At 51.1% G+C, this 13,429-nt stretch carries 14 protein-coding genes; 8 read left to right on the top strand and 6 right to left on the bottom strand.

Features of this window, described 5'->3' with window-relative positions:
* Positions 1–31: 31 nt before the first annotated feature.
* Positions 32–1,849 carry an ABC-F family ATP-binding cassette domain-containing protein gene (locus GM556_RS03740; protein ID WP_155573166.1) on the top strand — a complete coding sequence of 606 codons (1,818 nt, stop codon included), beginning with the start codon at positions 32–34 and terminating at the stop codon, positions 1,847–1,849.
* A gap of 19 nt (positions 1,850–1,868) precedes the next feature.
* Here GM556_RS03740 and GM556_RS03735 read toward each other — a convergent pair whose 3' ends face one another.
* Together GM556_RS03735 and GM556_RS03730 are read right to left on the bottom strand one after the other, a co-directional pair.
* Complete coding sequence (locus GM556_RS03735) at positions 1,869–2,291, bottom strand: superinfection immunity protein (RefSeq protein ID WP_196424610.1); 423 nt, start codon at positions 2,289–2,291, stop codon at positions 1,869–1,871.
* 32 nt (positions 2,292–2,323) lie between these two features.
* Positions 2,324–3,307, bottom strand: a complete 984-nt coding sequence (locus GM556_RS03730; protein WP_155579312.1) for a Gfo/Idh/MocA family protein — start codon at positions 3,305–3,307, stop codon at positions 2,324–2,326.
* A gap of 170 nt (positions 3,308–3,477) precedes the next feature.
* Here GM556_RS03730 and secD point away from each other — a divergent pair, with 170 nt between their 5' ends.
* Complete coding sequence (gene secD, locus GM556_RS03725) at positions 3,478–5,016, top strand: protein translocase subunit SecD (protein WP_155573164.1); 1,539 nt, start codon at positions 3,478–3,480, stop codon at positions 5,014–5,016.
* 5 nt (positions 5,017–5,021) lie between these two features.
* A complete protein-coding gene (gene secF / locus GM556_RS03720) occupies positions 5,022–5,951 on the top strand; it encodes a protein translocase subunit SecF (protein WP_155579311.1) in 930 nt (309 codons plus the stop codon).
* A 75-nt stretch (positions 5,952–6,026) separates the two neighbouring features.
* Here the strand turns inward: secF and GM556_RS03715 are convergent, their stop codons facing one another.
* The gene (locus tag GM556_RS03715; protein ID WP_155573162.1) at positions 6,027–6,365 is read right to left on the bottom strand and encodes a hypothetical protein; all 339 of its coding nucleotides are present in this window, start codon (positions 6,363–6,365) and stop codon (positions 6,027–6,029) included.
* Positions 6,362–6,814, bottom strand: coding sequence for a large-conductance mechanosensitive channel protein MscL (mscL, locus tag GM556_RS03710; RefSeq protein WP_155579310.1), 453 nt, complete (start codon positions 6,812–6,814; stop codon positions 6,362–6,364). Before mscL ends, GM556_RS03715 begins: the two co-directional genes overlap by 4 nt.
* A 232-nt stretch (positions 6,815–7,046) precedes the next feature.
* Here mscL and rpmE point away from each other — a divergent pair, with 232 nt between their 5' ends.
* The 4 genes from rpmE (at position 7,047) to GM556_RS03690 (ending at position 9,779) form a co-directional block, all read left to right on the top strand.
* Positions 7,047–7,274: a 50S ribosomal protein L31 gene (rpmE, locus tag GM556_RS03705; RefSeq protein WP_099027348.1), complete on the top strand. Its 228-nt coding sequence runs from the start codon at positions 7,047–7,049 to the stop codon at positions 7,272–7,274.
* Positions 7,275–7,536: 262 nt separating this feature from the next.
* A complete protein-coding gene (locus tag GM556_RS03700; protein WP_155579461.1) occupies positions 7,537–8,148 on the top strand; it encodes a DUF1013 domain-containing protein in 612 nt (203 codons plus the stop codon).
* A gap of 3 nt (positions 8,149–8,151) precedes the next feature.
* Positions 8,152–8,643 carry a 5-(carboxyamino)imidazole ribonucleotide mutase gene (gene purE, locus GM556_RS03695; protein ID WP_155579309.1) on the top strand — a complete coding sequence of 164 codons (492 nt, stop codon included), beginning with the start codon at positions 8,152–8,154 and terminating at the stop codon, positions 8,641–8,643.
* A complete protein-coding gene (locus GM556_RS03690) occupies positions 8,643–9,779 on the top strand; it encodes a 5-(carboxyamino)imidazole ribonucleotide synthase (protein WP_155579308.1) in 1,137 nt (378 codons plus the stop codon). Before purE ends, GM556_RS03690 begins: the two co-directional genes overlap by 1 nt.
* A 30-nt stretch (positions 9,780–9,809) precedes the next feature.
* Here the strand turns inward: GM556_RS03690 and GM556_RS03685 are convergent, their stop codons facing one another.
* Together GM556_RS03685 and GM556_RS03680 are read right to left on the bottom strand one after the other, a co-directional pair.
* The gene (locus GM556_RS03685) at positions 9,810–10,430 is read right to left on the bottom strand and encodes a RadC family protein (RefSeq protein WP_155573157.1); all 621 of its coding nucleotides are present in this window, start codon (positions 10,428–10,430) and stop codon (positions 9,810–9,812) included.
* Positions 10,431–10,460: 30 nt separating this feature from the next.
* Complete coding sequence (locus GM556_RS03680) at positions 10,461–11,084, bottom strand: JAB domain-containing protein (protein ID WP_155573156.1); 624 nt, start codon at positions 11,082–11,084, stop codon at positions 10,461–10,463.
* A gap of 96 nt (positions 11,085–11,180) precedes the next feature.
* Here GM556_RS03680 and GM556_RS03675 point away from each other — a divergent pair, with 96 nt between their 5' ends.
* Positions 11,181–13,412: an ATP-dependent helicase gene (locus GM556_RS03675; protein ID WP_370513580.1), complete on the top strand. Its 2,232-nt coding sequence runs from the start codon at positions 11,181–11,183 to the stop codon at positions 13,410–13,412.
* The last annotated feature ends 17 nt before the right edge of the window (positions 13,413–13,429 follow it).

Below are 13,429 nucleotides of genomic sequence, written 5' to 3'. Positions count from 1 at the left end.
AAATCTTCATTCTTTTGCGCACATCAAAGCTATGTCTGCACCAATCTTGAATCTCCAAAATATCAGCTACACGCTCGGCGGTCGTCCTTTACTGGATGGTGCGGAGCTTTCCGTCCAACCGGGGGAGCGGCTATGCCTTGTCGGGCGTAATGGCTCTGGTAAATCCACTTTACTCCGCATTGCCGCAGGGGAGCTGGAGCAAGATAGCGGGGAACATTTTCTCCAACCGGGGTTGAAGGTGTATTACCTCCCCCAAGAGCCTGACCTCTCCGCTTGGCAGACTGTTTTTGACTACGTCACTTCTGGCTTAGACGAAACCGCTCATTACAAAGCGCGCGCTATGCTCAGCGAACTAGGAATGGATGGTAGCGAGCGTTGCTCTGCCCTCTCTGGCGGGGAAGCGCGGCGTAGTGCTCTCGCCCGCGCCTTGGCCTCCGAGCCTGACCTTCTCCTCCTTGATGAGCCAACTAACCATTTAGACCTCCCTTGCATTGCTTGGTTAGAACGAGAACTCCTCGCCTCTCAAGCGGGAATGGTTATCATCAGCCATGACCGCCGCTTTTTAGAAACATTATGCCGTGCCGTCTTATGGTTGGAGCAAGGCAAAACCCAACGCTTAGAGGCTAATTTTTCCCATTTTGAATCATGGCGAGATGAGCAAATCGAACTTGCTGAGCGCGCCGCTCATAAATTGGACCGTCAAATCGCACGGGAAGAAGATTGGATGCGCTATGGCGTCACCGCGCGGCGTAAACGCAATGTTCGGCGCGTTGCAGAGCTTGCGGACTTACGAGCTGAGCGGCGCGATATCGCCTCCCGTCAGCGTGGAACGCTCAAATTAGCAGTCAATGAGGCAGAAAATACGAGTAAAATCGTCATCGCTGCGGAAGATATTGGCTGGTCCTACCCGGAACGAACCCTCATAGACTCCCTAACTTTAACAGTAAGCAAAGGAGACCGGCTAGGGGTTTGCGGGGCCAATGGTGCGGGTAAAACAACCCTTCTTAAACTTCTTATTGGCGCATTAGAGCCCCAAAAGGGCGAGATACGCCGTAGCCCCTCCATCCAGATGGTCACACTGGACCAACAACGTAGTGCTTTAGAAGGCGACCAAACGGTGGCTCATTTCCTCACCGATGGGCATGGCGACATGGTGCAGGTTGGTACGGAGAAGCGTCACGTCATCGGTTATATGAAGGACTTTCTCTTTCGCCCAGAGCAAGCACGCACACCTGTCAGCCATTTATCCGGGGGAGAGCGAGGCCGCCTTGCCCTTGCTGCGGCCCTTGCACGTCCGTCTAACTTGCTTGTTCTTGATGAACCAACAAATGACCTTGACTTAGAAACATTGGACCTTCTCCAAGATATGCTCGGGGATTATACGGGCACTGTCTTGCTCGTAAGCCATGACCGTGACTTTTTGGACCGTCTCGCGACATCCACCTTAGTAGCGGAAGGTGATGGCCGTTGGATAGAATATGCTGGTGGCTATTCCGATATGCTCGCCCAACGCAAGGGTACCCCACCACAAGAGCGGCAGGAAAAAACGGCTCCCACTTCCTCATCGCAAGAGAAGGCAGAGGCTCCCCCTACGCGTAGCAACAAGACAACGCACAAACTCAGCTATAAAGAGCAGCGTGAGCTAGACCAACTCCCCCTCACAATCGAGGCGTTAGAGAAAGACGCTATGCTCTGCCGCAAAGCCCTCGCTGACCCAGAGCTTTATAGCCGTGACCCCGCACGATTTGAGAAGATCACGGCTATATTAGCTGAAACTGAGAAAAAACTCAGCGAAGCGGAGGAGCAATGGCTGGAGTTAGAAGCCAAACGTGAGAGTTTGGAATCCTAACAACCCAGCCCTTACACTTTTATTTATGCAGGAGCCGCCCTTTGGCTTGCTCGAACTCAGCCTCGCTCAAAACACCGCGTTCTTTGAGCTGGGCGAGTTTGGCCAACTCATCAGCTGGGCTCGGCCCGCCGAAAGATTGTTCCCGGTTTTGATACGGGCCCCAATCCTGCCCAGATGACGCTAAACGCCGATTTACTGCCAAAAGCTCCTCACGCGGCCACAAAGACCACAGCAAGAGGCCAATCCATCCCAGCCCCGTCCAGCCTGATAAGACGTTTAGTCCAACGAGTATCCATCTCTGCGGGTGCCGTCTGATGAGGGCAATCACGCTCGGCAGAAAATACAACCCGAACAAAGCGAGCATTAATACGGCAAAAATGAGCAGGCTAACAAACGGATTTAACCCACCAACATGTGCGTAAGAGTAATCAACCGCATTCATTCTAGAAAATCCTTCCTCTCCAAAGGAGAGATTTAATGAGATAAAAGGCCTGAACTCTGTAATAACTGCCGTGCGCGTTGCATGTCCTCCCCAACGCGTAAAGCAGCATCCAAAGCACGCAAGCCAGCGTCTCCATCCACAATAACGGGCTTACCATCTAAGCAAGACGCAACAAACGCATCATGCTCGGCCGCCAAATTATCATGATCACGCCACTGCACGCTCTGACGCCGGAAGCCACCGCTCCCCGGCATTATCAGACCTTCTTTTCGGTTAATAAAGGATAATGTGCGGCTTGTAAAATCGGCTGAGAGGTAGCCTTCTTGGCTAAATAAACGCATCTTCCGCTCTGTTTTAAACGAGATGCGGCTTGCTGTGATAGACGCTACACAACCATTGGCAAATTGTACCCGCGCATTGGCAATATCCTCATGCGTGCTAGAGACAGCAGCTCCCATCGCATCAATATGCAGGATTGGACTCTCAACCAACGCTAAGATGAGGTCGAGATCATGAATCATAAGGTCCAACACAACGGAAACATCCGTCCCGCGCAATTTATATGGGGCAATGCGTGTTGCCTCTATATAAAGAGGATGTTTAATGCGCGTGTTAATGGCCTCATATTCCGCTGAATAGCGTAAAAGGTGCCCTACTTGCAGGACTAACCCTTTATCGTCCGCACAACGGACAAGAGCCTCTCCATCCTGCCGCGTAGAGGCAAGGGGCTTCTCAACAAGAACATGACATCCTGCTTCAAGAGCCTGACGGGCTAGGCTGTAATGCGCCTCCGCTGGTGCGGCAATAATAACCGCATCACATTGCTGTAAAACTGTTTCATAATCCTCAAAAACAGTCGTCCCGACCTCCCGCGCAACCTCCTGTGCCCGCAGATTATCAGAGTCGTACAGCCCTATAAGAGCTTCTCGTGCATGTTTTGCTGAATGCAGAGCATGAAAGCGGCCAAAATACCCAGCCCCCACCACTGCGACATTAAGGACCCGCTTTTCCATCATAGGGTTCACCATATCTATAAGGCCGTATTTTACAAGCCATCCGCTGCATGCACAGCATGGCTATGTATAATGGTTGCATTAAAATCGTTAAAAGGGCATGGTTTGCACCATCTGTGCAGTAGGCCTCTGGCCTCTCCATTATTAACGTTTTTGAGGTTCTTGAACCCCCTATGTTGTATTATAGCCGCCTCAGGATGTTGGGCGTGGCGGGTGTCTGCCTTATTGCTGCCCTGCTTTGCCTACCTAACTTTATAAAGTCCCCTTGGCCCTCATTGCCTTGGCATCAAGTGCATCTTGGTCTCGACTTACGAGGCGGTTCCTACTTGCTATTGCAGCTTGATACGCAGACTCTTCAACGTGACCGTTTACAGTCTTTAGAGGGCCAAGTCCGCCAAAGCCTATTAGACGCTCATCTAGGCTATCGTGAGATTCGGCGTGATGATACCCATAGCGGCCTCATCATCACCCCACGCGCCCTTATGGAGCGTGATGCTGACCGCCAAGCCTTAGAAGGGCTTATCGCCGCTACACCGGGAGAGTTTACTCTTGAGGAAAAAGGAGGGTCTTTTGTTATTAGTCTGACAAAAGACTCCATCCGCAGCCGTGCGCGGGAAGCCGTAACACGCTCTATCGAGATTGTCCGCCGCCGTATTGATAGCACCGGGGCTATTGACCCTAGCATCGCGCGCGAGGGAGAAGACCGCATCGTCCTAGAGCTGCCGGGGATTAGCGATCCACAACGTATTAAAGCTCTGCTCGGCACAACAGCGCGGATGACCTTCCATCTCCTCTCCCCTGACCTAACCCATGCAGGGCCTGGTACCACCTTACTTCCGCTCGCAGATGGGCATGGGCAACTTGCTGTAGAAGATAAGATTGACGTTGACGGGGCCAACCTTGCTGACGCTGCTGCAACTATGAGCGAGAATCAATGGGTTGTTGCTTTAAAGTTCGATAATAAAGGTGCGGAGGATTTCGCCCGCATCACCACGGCCAATGTTGGCAAGCCATTCGCCATTGTGCTTGATGGCCGTATCCTAACCAGCCCCGTCATTAATGGCCCCATCACAGCAGGGCAAGGCATCATTACAGGGAGCTTCTCCGCACGTTCTGCTTCAGACTTGGCGTTATTGCTCCGCGCTGGGGCTCTCCCTGCACCGCTTACCGTGGTGGAGCAACGCAGCATCGGCCCAAGCCTCGGGGCAGCCTCCATCCATGCTGGGATTATCAGCCTCGCCGCTGGCTTCATCCTCGTTGTGTTATTTATGCTCCTCTTTTACGCCCGGTTTGGCTTCTATGCTGATATAGCTCTGTTTGCCAACTTGGTGCTTATCTTGGCTGTGCTGTCACTCTTTGAAGCAACACTGACCCTACCGGGTATGGCCGGTATTCTCCTCACACTTGGTATGGCTGTGGATGCGAACATCCTCATTAACGAGCGTATCCGAGAGGAAGTACGCCTTGGGCGTAAGCCACTCCAAGCATTGCAGGTTGGCTTCCAACGCGCGACAGGGACCATCATCGATAGTAACGCCACCGCGTTTCTTGCCCATGTGATGCTCTTTGTCTTTGGGACAGGGGCGGTGCGTAACTTCGCACTCACCATCACCATCGGTATTGCCACAACGCTGTTCACAACCCTTATTGTCTCGCGCATGCTTATCATTCGGTGGTATGCGCATAAACGTCCACAAGAATTGCCGGTCTAATCATCATGTTTTCTCGTCCTCTTCTTCGTTTCGTGCGTGATGACCGTCAGATCCACTTTATGCGTGGCCGTCATGCGGGCTTAATCATCTCTGCATTGCTCTCTATCGCCTCCCTTGTGTTGTTCTTTGAACCGGGATTGAATCTCGGCTTGGACTTCCGCGGCGGTGTCATTGTAGAGACACACTCCCCCACCGCAGAGGACCCTGCCCATATGCGGGCTATCCTCAAAGCTGGGCAGGTTGATGCGGCCTCCGTACAGACCTTCGGGTCCCCGCAGGATATCCGCATTGCTATCAATCTCCCACGCGGTGGAGAAGATGAGCATGTCACCCAAAAGCTGGTCGATCATGTCCGCTCAGTAATTGTGCAGGCTATCCCCGGTGTGCAGATTCAACGTGCTGATGCTGTTGGTGGCTCTGTCTCCTCTGAATTATTTCGTGATGGTGTTTTAGCCCTGCTTTTTAGTTTGGGTATGATTCTTATCTATATCTGGTTCCGCTTTGAGCGTGAGTTCGCCCTTAGTGCGGTCATTACCTTGATTTTGGACCTTACCAAAACGATTGGCTTTCTCGTCATCTCACGTTTTGAGTTTGACCTTGTGATGGTCGCCGCTCTTTTGACCATCCTCGGCTATTCTACGAATGATAAAGTGGTTGTGTATGACCGCGTACGGGAAAATCTGCGTAAGTACCGCACCATGCCTTTACGGGATTTGTTAGACCTCTCCATCAATGAGACTCTCAATCGCACTTTGGGTACCTCTATGACGGTCTTCCTCGCCGCACTGCCCCTCGCCCTCTTTGGGGGGAGTACACTTACAGGCTTTGCTACAGTGATGCTCTTTGGCATTGTGGTAGGGACATCATCCTCTATCTTTATCGCAGCCCCACTCTTGCTGTTAATGGGGCAAAAACGCTTACGCAAAACGAGCTAAGTAAAAACTAGCGCGACATATAAAAAGGGAGGCTCACAAGGCCTCCCTTTTTTAATAGGCTCTCATCCAAACAACTTACCGTGGGATAAGCTCCAAATAACGCGCAAGAACTTGATCTGCCTGAAAGTCTGAGCGGATTGTTTGAGCATTCATATTATGAAGAACCGCCTTGCGTGTGGCCTCATCTATTTGAATGAGCGTTGACATATCTTTTTGCCGTAACTTGCCAAGCATAAAGGCACCACGCGCCATCCCATTAATCACAAAATAGGAATAAAGATGCGCGTTGGGAGAGATGGGCACCCCAAAGGGTGCATCATCAGCATGACCAACCCCAATAAGGCTACTTGCAAAAAGGGCAACGCTTAGCATTACCCCACGCTTAAGCATAAGGGAGGGAAGAAAACGGCTCATTTGTCGGAAGAACGCCCAGCTAAAATGTCACGGATTTCCGTCAGCAGGATTTCCTCTTGGCTAGGTGCTGGCGGAGCAACTGGTTTAGCGTCCTCTTTACGATGCAATTTACTAATCAATCTCATGGCCCAAAAGACAAAGAAGGCAATGATTAAGAATTGAATCACTGCATTAAGGAACAAACCAACATTAATGGTCACAGATCCGGCTTTTTGCGCCTCTGCCAAAGTATCCTTCACAGGTCCTTTTATGGTGATAAAAATATTGGAGAAATCCACACCACCTGTTAGACACCCCAAAATAGGGGTCAGGATATCCTTGACGGCACTATTTACAATTCCCGTAAAAGCTGCACCAACGACAACACCAATGGCAAGATCCATAACATTGCCACGCATGATGAACTTCTGGAAATCAGCAACCCAACCGGGCGTCTTAATCCGACTCATAAACCCAACCTAATCCTTAAAGTGAAACGCCCCAACAAGCCTATGCCCATAAAGGCGTAAAACAATGGGGAGACATATTGTATATGTTCGCCAAAACCACAAGCGGCCTTCCTCATAAGAACCCCATAAAAAGAAAGGAAACGCGCTTTATTTTATAGAAAAAATCCTGTAAGAGGGCTGCGTCTGCTCCGGTCGGCATCGGAGTTTCTTTCTTTTAGGTTCAGGAAATATTATGAAATCCGGCATCCACCCCGACTATCATGAAATCACAGTCGTGATGGCTGATGGCAGCGAATATAAAACCCGCTCCTGCTATGGCGAGCCTGGTGCTACGCTACGCCTTGATATCGACCCCAAGACCCATCCCGCTTGGACAGGCGTACAGCGTATTCTCGATACAGGGGGGCAGGTTGCTAAGTTCAACAAGCGTTTCTCTGGTATCGGTAATATCAAGAAGTAAAACGGTCATCTTTATAAGATGATATGATGTGAGACCCTCTCTTTCCCACGGAAATAGAGGGTTTTTCATATTATAAAGGCCCAGCACTCTCCTCTCTTAATTTCTCTGCTTGACGTTCCCCCCGTCCTAACGCATGGTAGCGCCACTGTCGTGCATTATGCAGGCACCGCCTCTTTTTGGGTGGCGGGTGATTCTTTTTCAGAGTGGCCCGGGCTTGCCAAATGCCGGACCTTCTACCATTCTGCAAAAGGACCGCGTTAACATGACCCTACCGTTAATGCCCAAAGCTACCGCTGTGTGGCTTATTGAGAAAACCGCCCTCACTTTTGAGCAAATTGCTGTCTTTTGCGGGATGCACCCGTTAGAGATTCAGGCCATTGCAGATGGTGAAGTGGGCGGGAGCATCAACGGGTACGACCCCATCAAAAATAATCAACTGACCGAGGCTGAGATTAAACGCTGCGAGGGCAACGCCTCTGCACGTCTAAAATTGAAGGCCGCGCCCAACCCTGTGGCACGCCGTGCAAAAGGTGCTCGGTACACCCCTGTGGCAAAGCGGCATGACCGGCCCGATGCGATTGCCTTCATTCTGCGCCAATTCCCCCAGCTTAACGATACACAAATCGTCCGGCTATTGGGGACAACGAAGGATACAATCGCAAAGATTCGTAACCGCGAACATTGGAACAGCCCCAATATCAAACCGCGTGACCCTGTCATTCTTGGTCTTTGCACACAAACTGACCTCAACGCAGCCGTACAAGCAGCTAATGACCGCCTCGTCCGTGAAGGGACGGCATTGCAGGATACACTTCATGAAGACGACCCGAACCGTCTTTTCGCGATCCCTGATGAATCACATGACGGTCTTTAAGGCATGACGGATAGCGCAGCCCCCTTAGTGGGTGTGATTATGGGTAGTCAGTCCGATTGGGAGACAATGCGCCATGGGTGCGAGCTGCTAGAGAAGCTCGCCATCCCTTACGAGGCGCGTATCGTCTCCGCCCATCGGACCCCGGACCGCCTCGCTTCATACGCGAAATCGGCCCATGATAAGGGGCTGAAGGTGATTATCGCCGGGGCAGGTGGTGCGGCTCATCTCCCGGGTATGTGTGCCGCTTGGACAAGCCTACCTGTCTTTGGTGTACCGGTCGAAAGTCGAAGCCTAAAAGGGCAAGATAGCTTGCTCTCCATCGTCCAAATGCCTGCTGGTATCCCTGTTGGAACTTTAGCGATTGGTCGTGCAGGGGCTGTTAATGCGGCTTTACTAGCGGCGTCTGTTCTGGCCCTCTCTGATGCAGAGTTGGCCAAACGTCTTATTGCTTATAGAGAGGCTCAAACAGCTTCAGTCGCGGAGGTCCCCGTTTAATGGCACAGCAGCCCTTACAACCTGGCGCATGGATTGGCATCGTAGGGGGCGGGCAGCTCGGCCGCATGTCCGCTATAGCCGCGGCGCGGCTTGGCTATAAGGTCCATATCCTCTCCAACACGGCCCCCAGCCCAGCGGCGGAGACATCTGCCAAAGTAACGATCGGCTCTTATGATGACCCTTCATGCTTAGAGAACTTCGCCCAGAGCTGTGATGTCATTAGTTTTGAGTTTGAAAATATCAGTGCCAGCGGCTTAAAGCATTTAGCACGTTTTTGCCCTGTTCATCCTTCAGGGCATATTTTGGAGACCAGTCAGGACCGCATTGCTGAAAAAACAATGTTGGGTTCTTATGGTTTACCTGTCGCCCCATGGCGTGAAATCAAAGGCCCTGAAGACCTCGCAGCACTAGCCTCCTTCGGCTTCCCATGTATTTTAAAGACAACCCGCTTCGGATATGACGGCAAAGGGCAATTCCGCCTTCCAGATGAGGAGACGTTTCAGGCTCTATTACGCCAAGCTGATACCCTCCCTTACCCCCTCGTTGCCGAGCAGCATATTGATTTCGCACGAGAGATAAGCGTCATGGTCGTACGCGGTCATGATGGGACTGTCCGGTGTTTTGATGTAGCTGAAAATCACCATCGCGATGGGATTTTACGCGTCTCCATCGTCCCTGCCCCTATCATGCCTGCCTTAGCTGAGGAGGCGCAAAAACTCGCTGCACAGCTTGCTGAAAAACTAGGTTTAATCGGCATTATGGGGGTAGAACTTTTTGAAGATAAAAATGGCAAGCTCCTTGTTAATGAGATTGCCCCTCGCCCTCATAATTCTGGCCATTGGACGATGAATGCCTGTCTGGTGGATCAATTTGAGATGCATATACGCGCGGTTGCAGGGTTACCGCTCCCTCCGCCTCGGCGTCATTCTGATGTGTATATGCATAATCTCATTGGCCCTGAAGACATGGCCCTCCTGCCAGAGATTGTAGCGGAGGAAAATGCCTCTCCCCATCTTTATGGTAAAGAAGATGCCCGCCCGGGCCGTAAGATGGGCCATGTAAACCGCATCTTCCCACGCGGTGGATTACCTGGTGCTATGGTCTTACAGCATTATAAGCCTATCCTTTCGGCCTAATTCAGTAAGACATAGATGGTAGATCATCTCTCAAGAAAGTAAGCCAAGCTGACGGAAGCTCGTTAAGGCCTTACGCGTTACTATGAGATGATCTACCACAGAGACCTCTACAACCTGCAAGGCCCTCTCCATCGATTGGGTCATGATGACATCCTTCTTAGAAGGCATAACTTGGCCCGATGGGTGGTTATGCACCATAATAAGACCAAAGGCATTTAACTCTATGCAGCGTTTTGCGACCTCACGCGGGTAAACCGGTGCGTGATTAATTGTGCCCCGCGTTTGTATTTCATCCAAAATAAGACGATGGTGTTTATCAAGAAATAAAAGCCGGAACTGCTCTACACGCTCCCGCGCCATATGAATCATCAAATAATCATAGAGTAATTCTGGATGTTTTAGCAGGTCCCCCTCTGGCAATAAAGCCCGACTATAACGATGGGCTAGCTCCTTCACTATCGCACATAAAACAGGCAGAGCTACCGTTTCTCGCGGTAATTTTTCCCAGTTTATTGTTGGAGTGCATAATAAATCAGCAAATGATTCATAATGTGCGATGAGATAAGAGGTTAAACCCTGCTGTGCATCTTCCGCTGTGAAGATGAGAGACGCAATCTCAGCAAAGATATCGTCTCTCTGTGGGGAGGCCATATGTTTAAGACTTGTCGGATGAGACACTTTTTATAATAACCCAGCCTCACTCATACTAACATGCCAATCTGGCGCGATTAACATACCCTCATGCACCGTAATATCTAAAGCCGATAAGGCCTGCTTCAACCCCCGTGCATCTGCCGCTAAAGCCGTAGCGGGGGCCTGAGGATGGTAATAGATAATAATTACCGCTGTAGCATGACACTCCAGAAGAATACAAGCAATGAGACGGTGCATTGTGTTTATCTGTCTTTGTTTAGGCAACTCCTTTTCCACAATAAGCCTATTATTACTATCCAAACATAATAAGCTAATCGTTTGCGTGGAAACATGCTGCAACGCCCCTTGGGCATAACGCATCAAGGCATCACTATTACTTAATTGCAAAGGTGCATCACCATCATGCTCCACAAGGGCGCGCGCTGCTATGATAGGCAGTTGAAGGAGCGCAATCGCCTTCTCACTCATTCCCGCATCTTTTAAAGAATCTGGCGCAACTTGTAGCAATTTGCCTATTGTCCCAAAGCGGGCGAGCAAAGCTTTAGCCTGCGGCTTTGTATCTCGCCTCGGTATGGCATAAAAAAGAAGCACCTCTAATAGCTCATAATCTGCAAGTGTTTCCGCCCCATAGGCCAGAATGCGCTCGCGCATACGGGCCCTATGTCCTGATTTAGAAGGTGCTACTTTACTCACAATCTGCGGTTATGTCCTAGCTATTAGAGGATGATCGCATTATATCAGATAATTGTGGTTGATGATCTTTTTTCCCCCCGTCTTTCGCCCTCCGAGCCTGATTATCTCGTTGGGCTAAACGCAGAGCAACGCCTTGCTGTAGAGACAACAGAAGGCCCCTTGCTGATTCTCGCCGGTGCGGGAACGGGCAAAACCCGTGTGTTAACAACGCGCTTTGCTCATATTCTGCTCCAACAGCGCGCTTGGCCGGAACAGATTCTGGCCGTGACCTTTACCAATAAAGCCGCGAAAGAAATGCGCGAGCGCATTAGCGTGATTTTGGATAAACCGGTCGAAGGGCTTTGGTTAGGGACGTTCCACTCCCTTTGTGCGCGTATGCTCCGCCAGCACGCCCCCCGCGTTGGGCTAGAGCGCAGCTTTACCATTCTTGATGCTGATGACCAACTACGCTTGCTCAAGCAAGTGATGGAACCTTGGAAGCTGGACCTCAAACGCTGGCCCCCTGCCCAGCTGATGCACCAAATCCAGTTATGGAAGGATAAAGCCCTCCTCCCGGAGGAGATTACCGCCGCACATGATACGGACCTCGCTAATGGGCAAGCGCGTGCGATTTATGCAGCGTATCAAGCCCGACTAAAAGAGCTTAATGCCTGCGATTTCGGCGATTTAATGCTCCATATGGTGACCATCTTCCGTCAGCATCCCGATGTTCTTGCTCAATATCACCATCGTTTCCGCTATATTTTGGTGGATGAGTATCAAGATACAAACGCCATCCAATATCTATGGCTACGTTTATTAGCCAAACATCCTGACGGCGAGCCTGCAAACATCGCTTGCGTGGGGGATGATGACCAATCCATCTATTCTTGGCGCGGGGCAGAAATTGCTAATATTCTGCGGTTTGAGAACGATTTTCCCGGTGCGCGTATCATTCGGCTAGAGCAAAATTACCGCTCTACACCGCGCATCCTTAGTGCTGCCTCTCATATCATTGCCCATAATGAGGACCGGTTGGGCAAAACCCTCCGCCCCGGTTTAGAGAGTGATGAGGGAGAGTTAGTAGAGGTCATCAGCACGCCTGATTCCGATGATGAAGCCCGTATTGTGGGGATGCGTATTCAGACCCTCCATCAAGAGGGGCAGGCTTATGGAGATATGGCTATTTTGATGCGCGCTGGCTTCCAGACGCGTCCTTTTGAGGAAGCCCTCATGCGCATGGGGATTCCGTATCAAATCATCGGGGGCCTTCGCTTTTATGAGCGGGCTGAAATCCGCGATGCGATTGCCTATATGCGGGCCGTTCTTTACCCGTTAGACGACCTCGCTTTTGAGCGCATCGTTAATCTTCCCAAACGTGGCTTTGGTAATGTGGCACTCTCCCGCCTGCGCCTTACTGCGCGCGAAGCGGGACGCTCTCTCCAACAGACCCTCCAACAACAAATTGAGCATAAGCTCATCAAAGGGAAATCTGCCGCTACATTAGCCGAGCTACTCGCGGCTTTGGAGAAAGCACGGAAGATTGTTGCCAAAGAGGGGCATGTAGTCGCAACCGAGACTATCTTAGAAGAGAGCGGCTACCTCACGATGTGGCGTGATGACCCCAAAACAGTAGAAGCCGCTGGACGCTTGGATAATATAGGTGAGCTTCTCCGCGCCATTGGGGAGTTCCCCACGATGGAGGCCTTCTTAGAGCATATTGCTCTCGTTATGGAGAGCGATACCCTCCAAGACGAACGCGACAAAGTAAGCCTTATGACACTCCATGCCGCTAAGGGATTGGAGTTTCCTACCGTGTTCCTTCCCGGTTGGGAGGAAGGGATTTTCCCCTCTCAACGCTCATTGGATGAAGGGGGCAATCGCGCTTTGGAGGAAGAACGCCGCCTTGCTTATGTTGGGCTTACCCGTGCGCGGGAGCGGGCGATTATCCTCCATGCCGCAAGCCGGCGTATTTATGCGAATTGGCAAGATTCCATCCCTAGCCGGTTTATTGAAGAACTACCCGATAAGCATATTAAACGGCATAGCCCTGCGCGCCATAATCCGCGTCCCGGTTCCTTTTTTGCACGCCAAGCTCAGGCCAACATGAGCAGGTCTCCCTCCTCTAGTCGTTATAGACCAGAGGCCCTCTCCAACCGTCCTACCATTCCCCTTGGGGCGACTGTGCAGCATAGCCGCTATGGTGAAGGCGTGGTCATTGGTGTTGAAGGGGAGCGACTCTCCGTTAATTTTGAAGATGTCGGCCTAAAACGCATCATGGCCGGTTTTGTAAAGGTCGTATCATGAAGGCAAAACAAAGCCCC

The sequence above is a fragment of the Bombella sp. ESL0378 genome (assembly GCF_009725845.1).
Classification (GTDB): domain Bacteria; phylum Pseudomonadota; class Alphaproteobacteria; order Acetobacterales; family Acetobacteraceae; genus Bombella; species Bombella pollinis.
The sequence above is the reverse complement of the archived record's forward strand: the minus strand, read 5'-3'. Positions and strand labels throughout refer to the sequence as shown.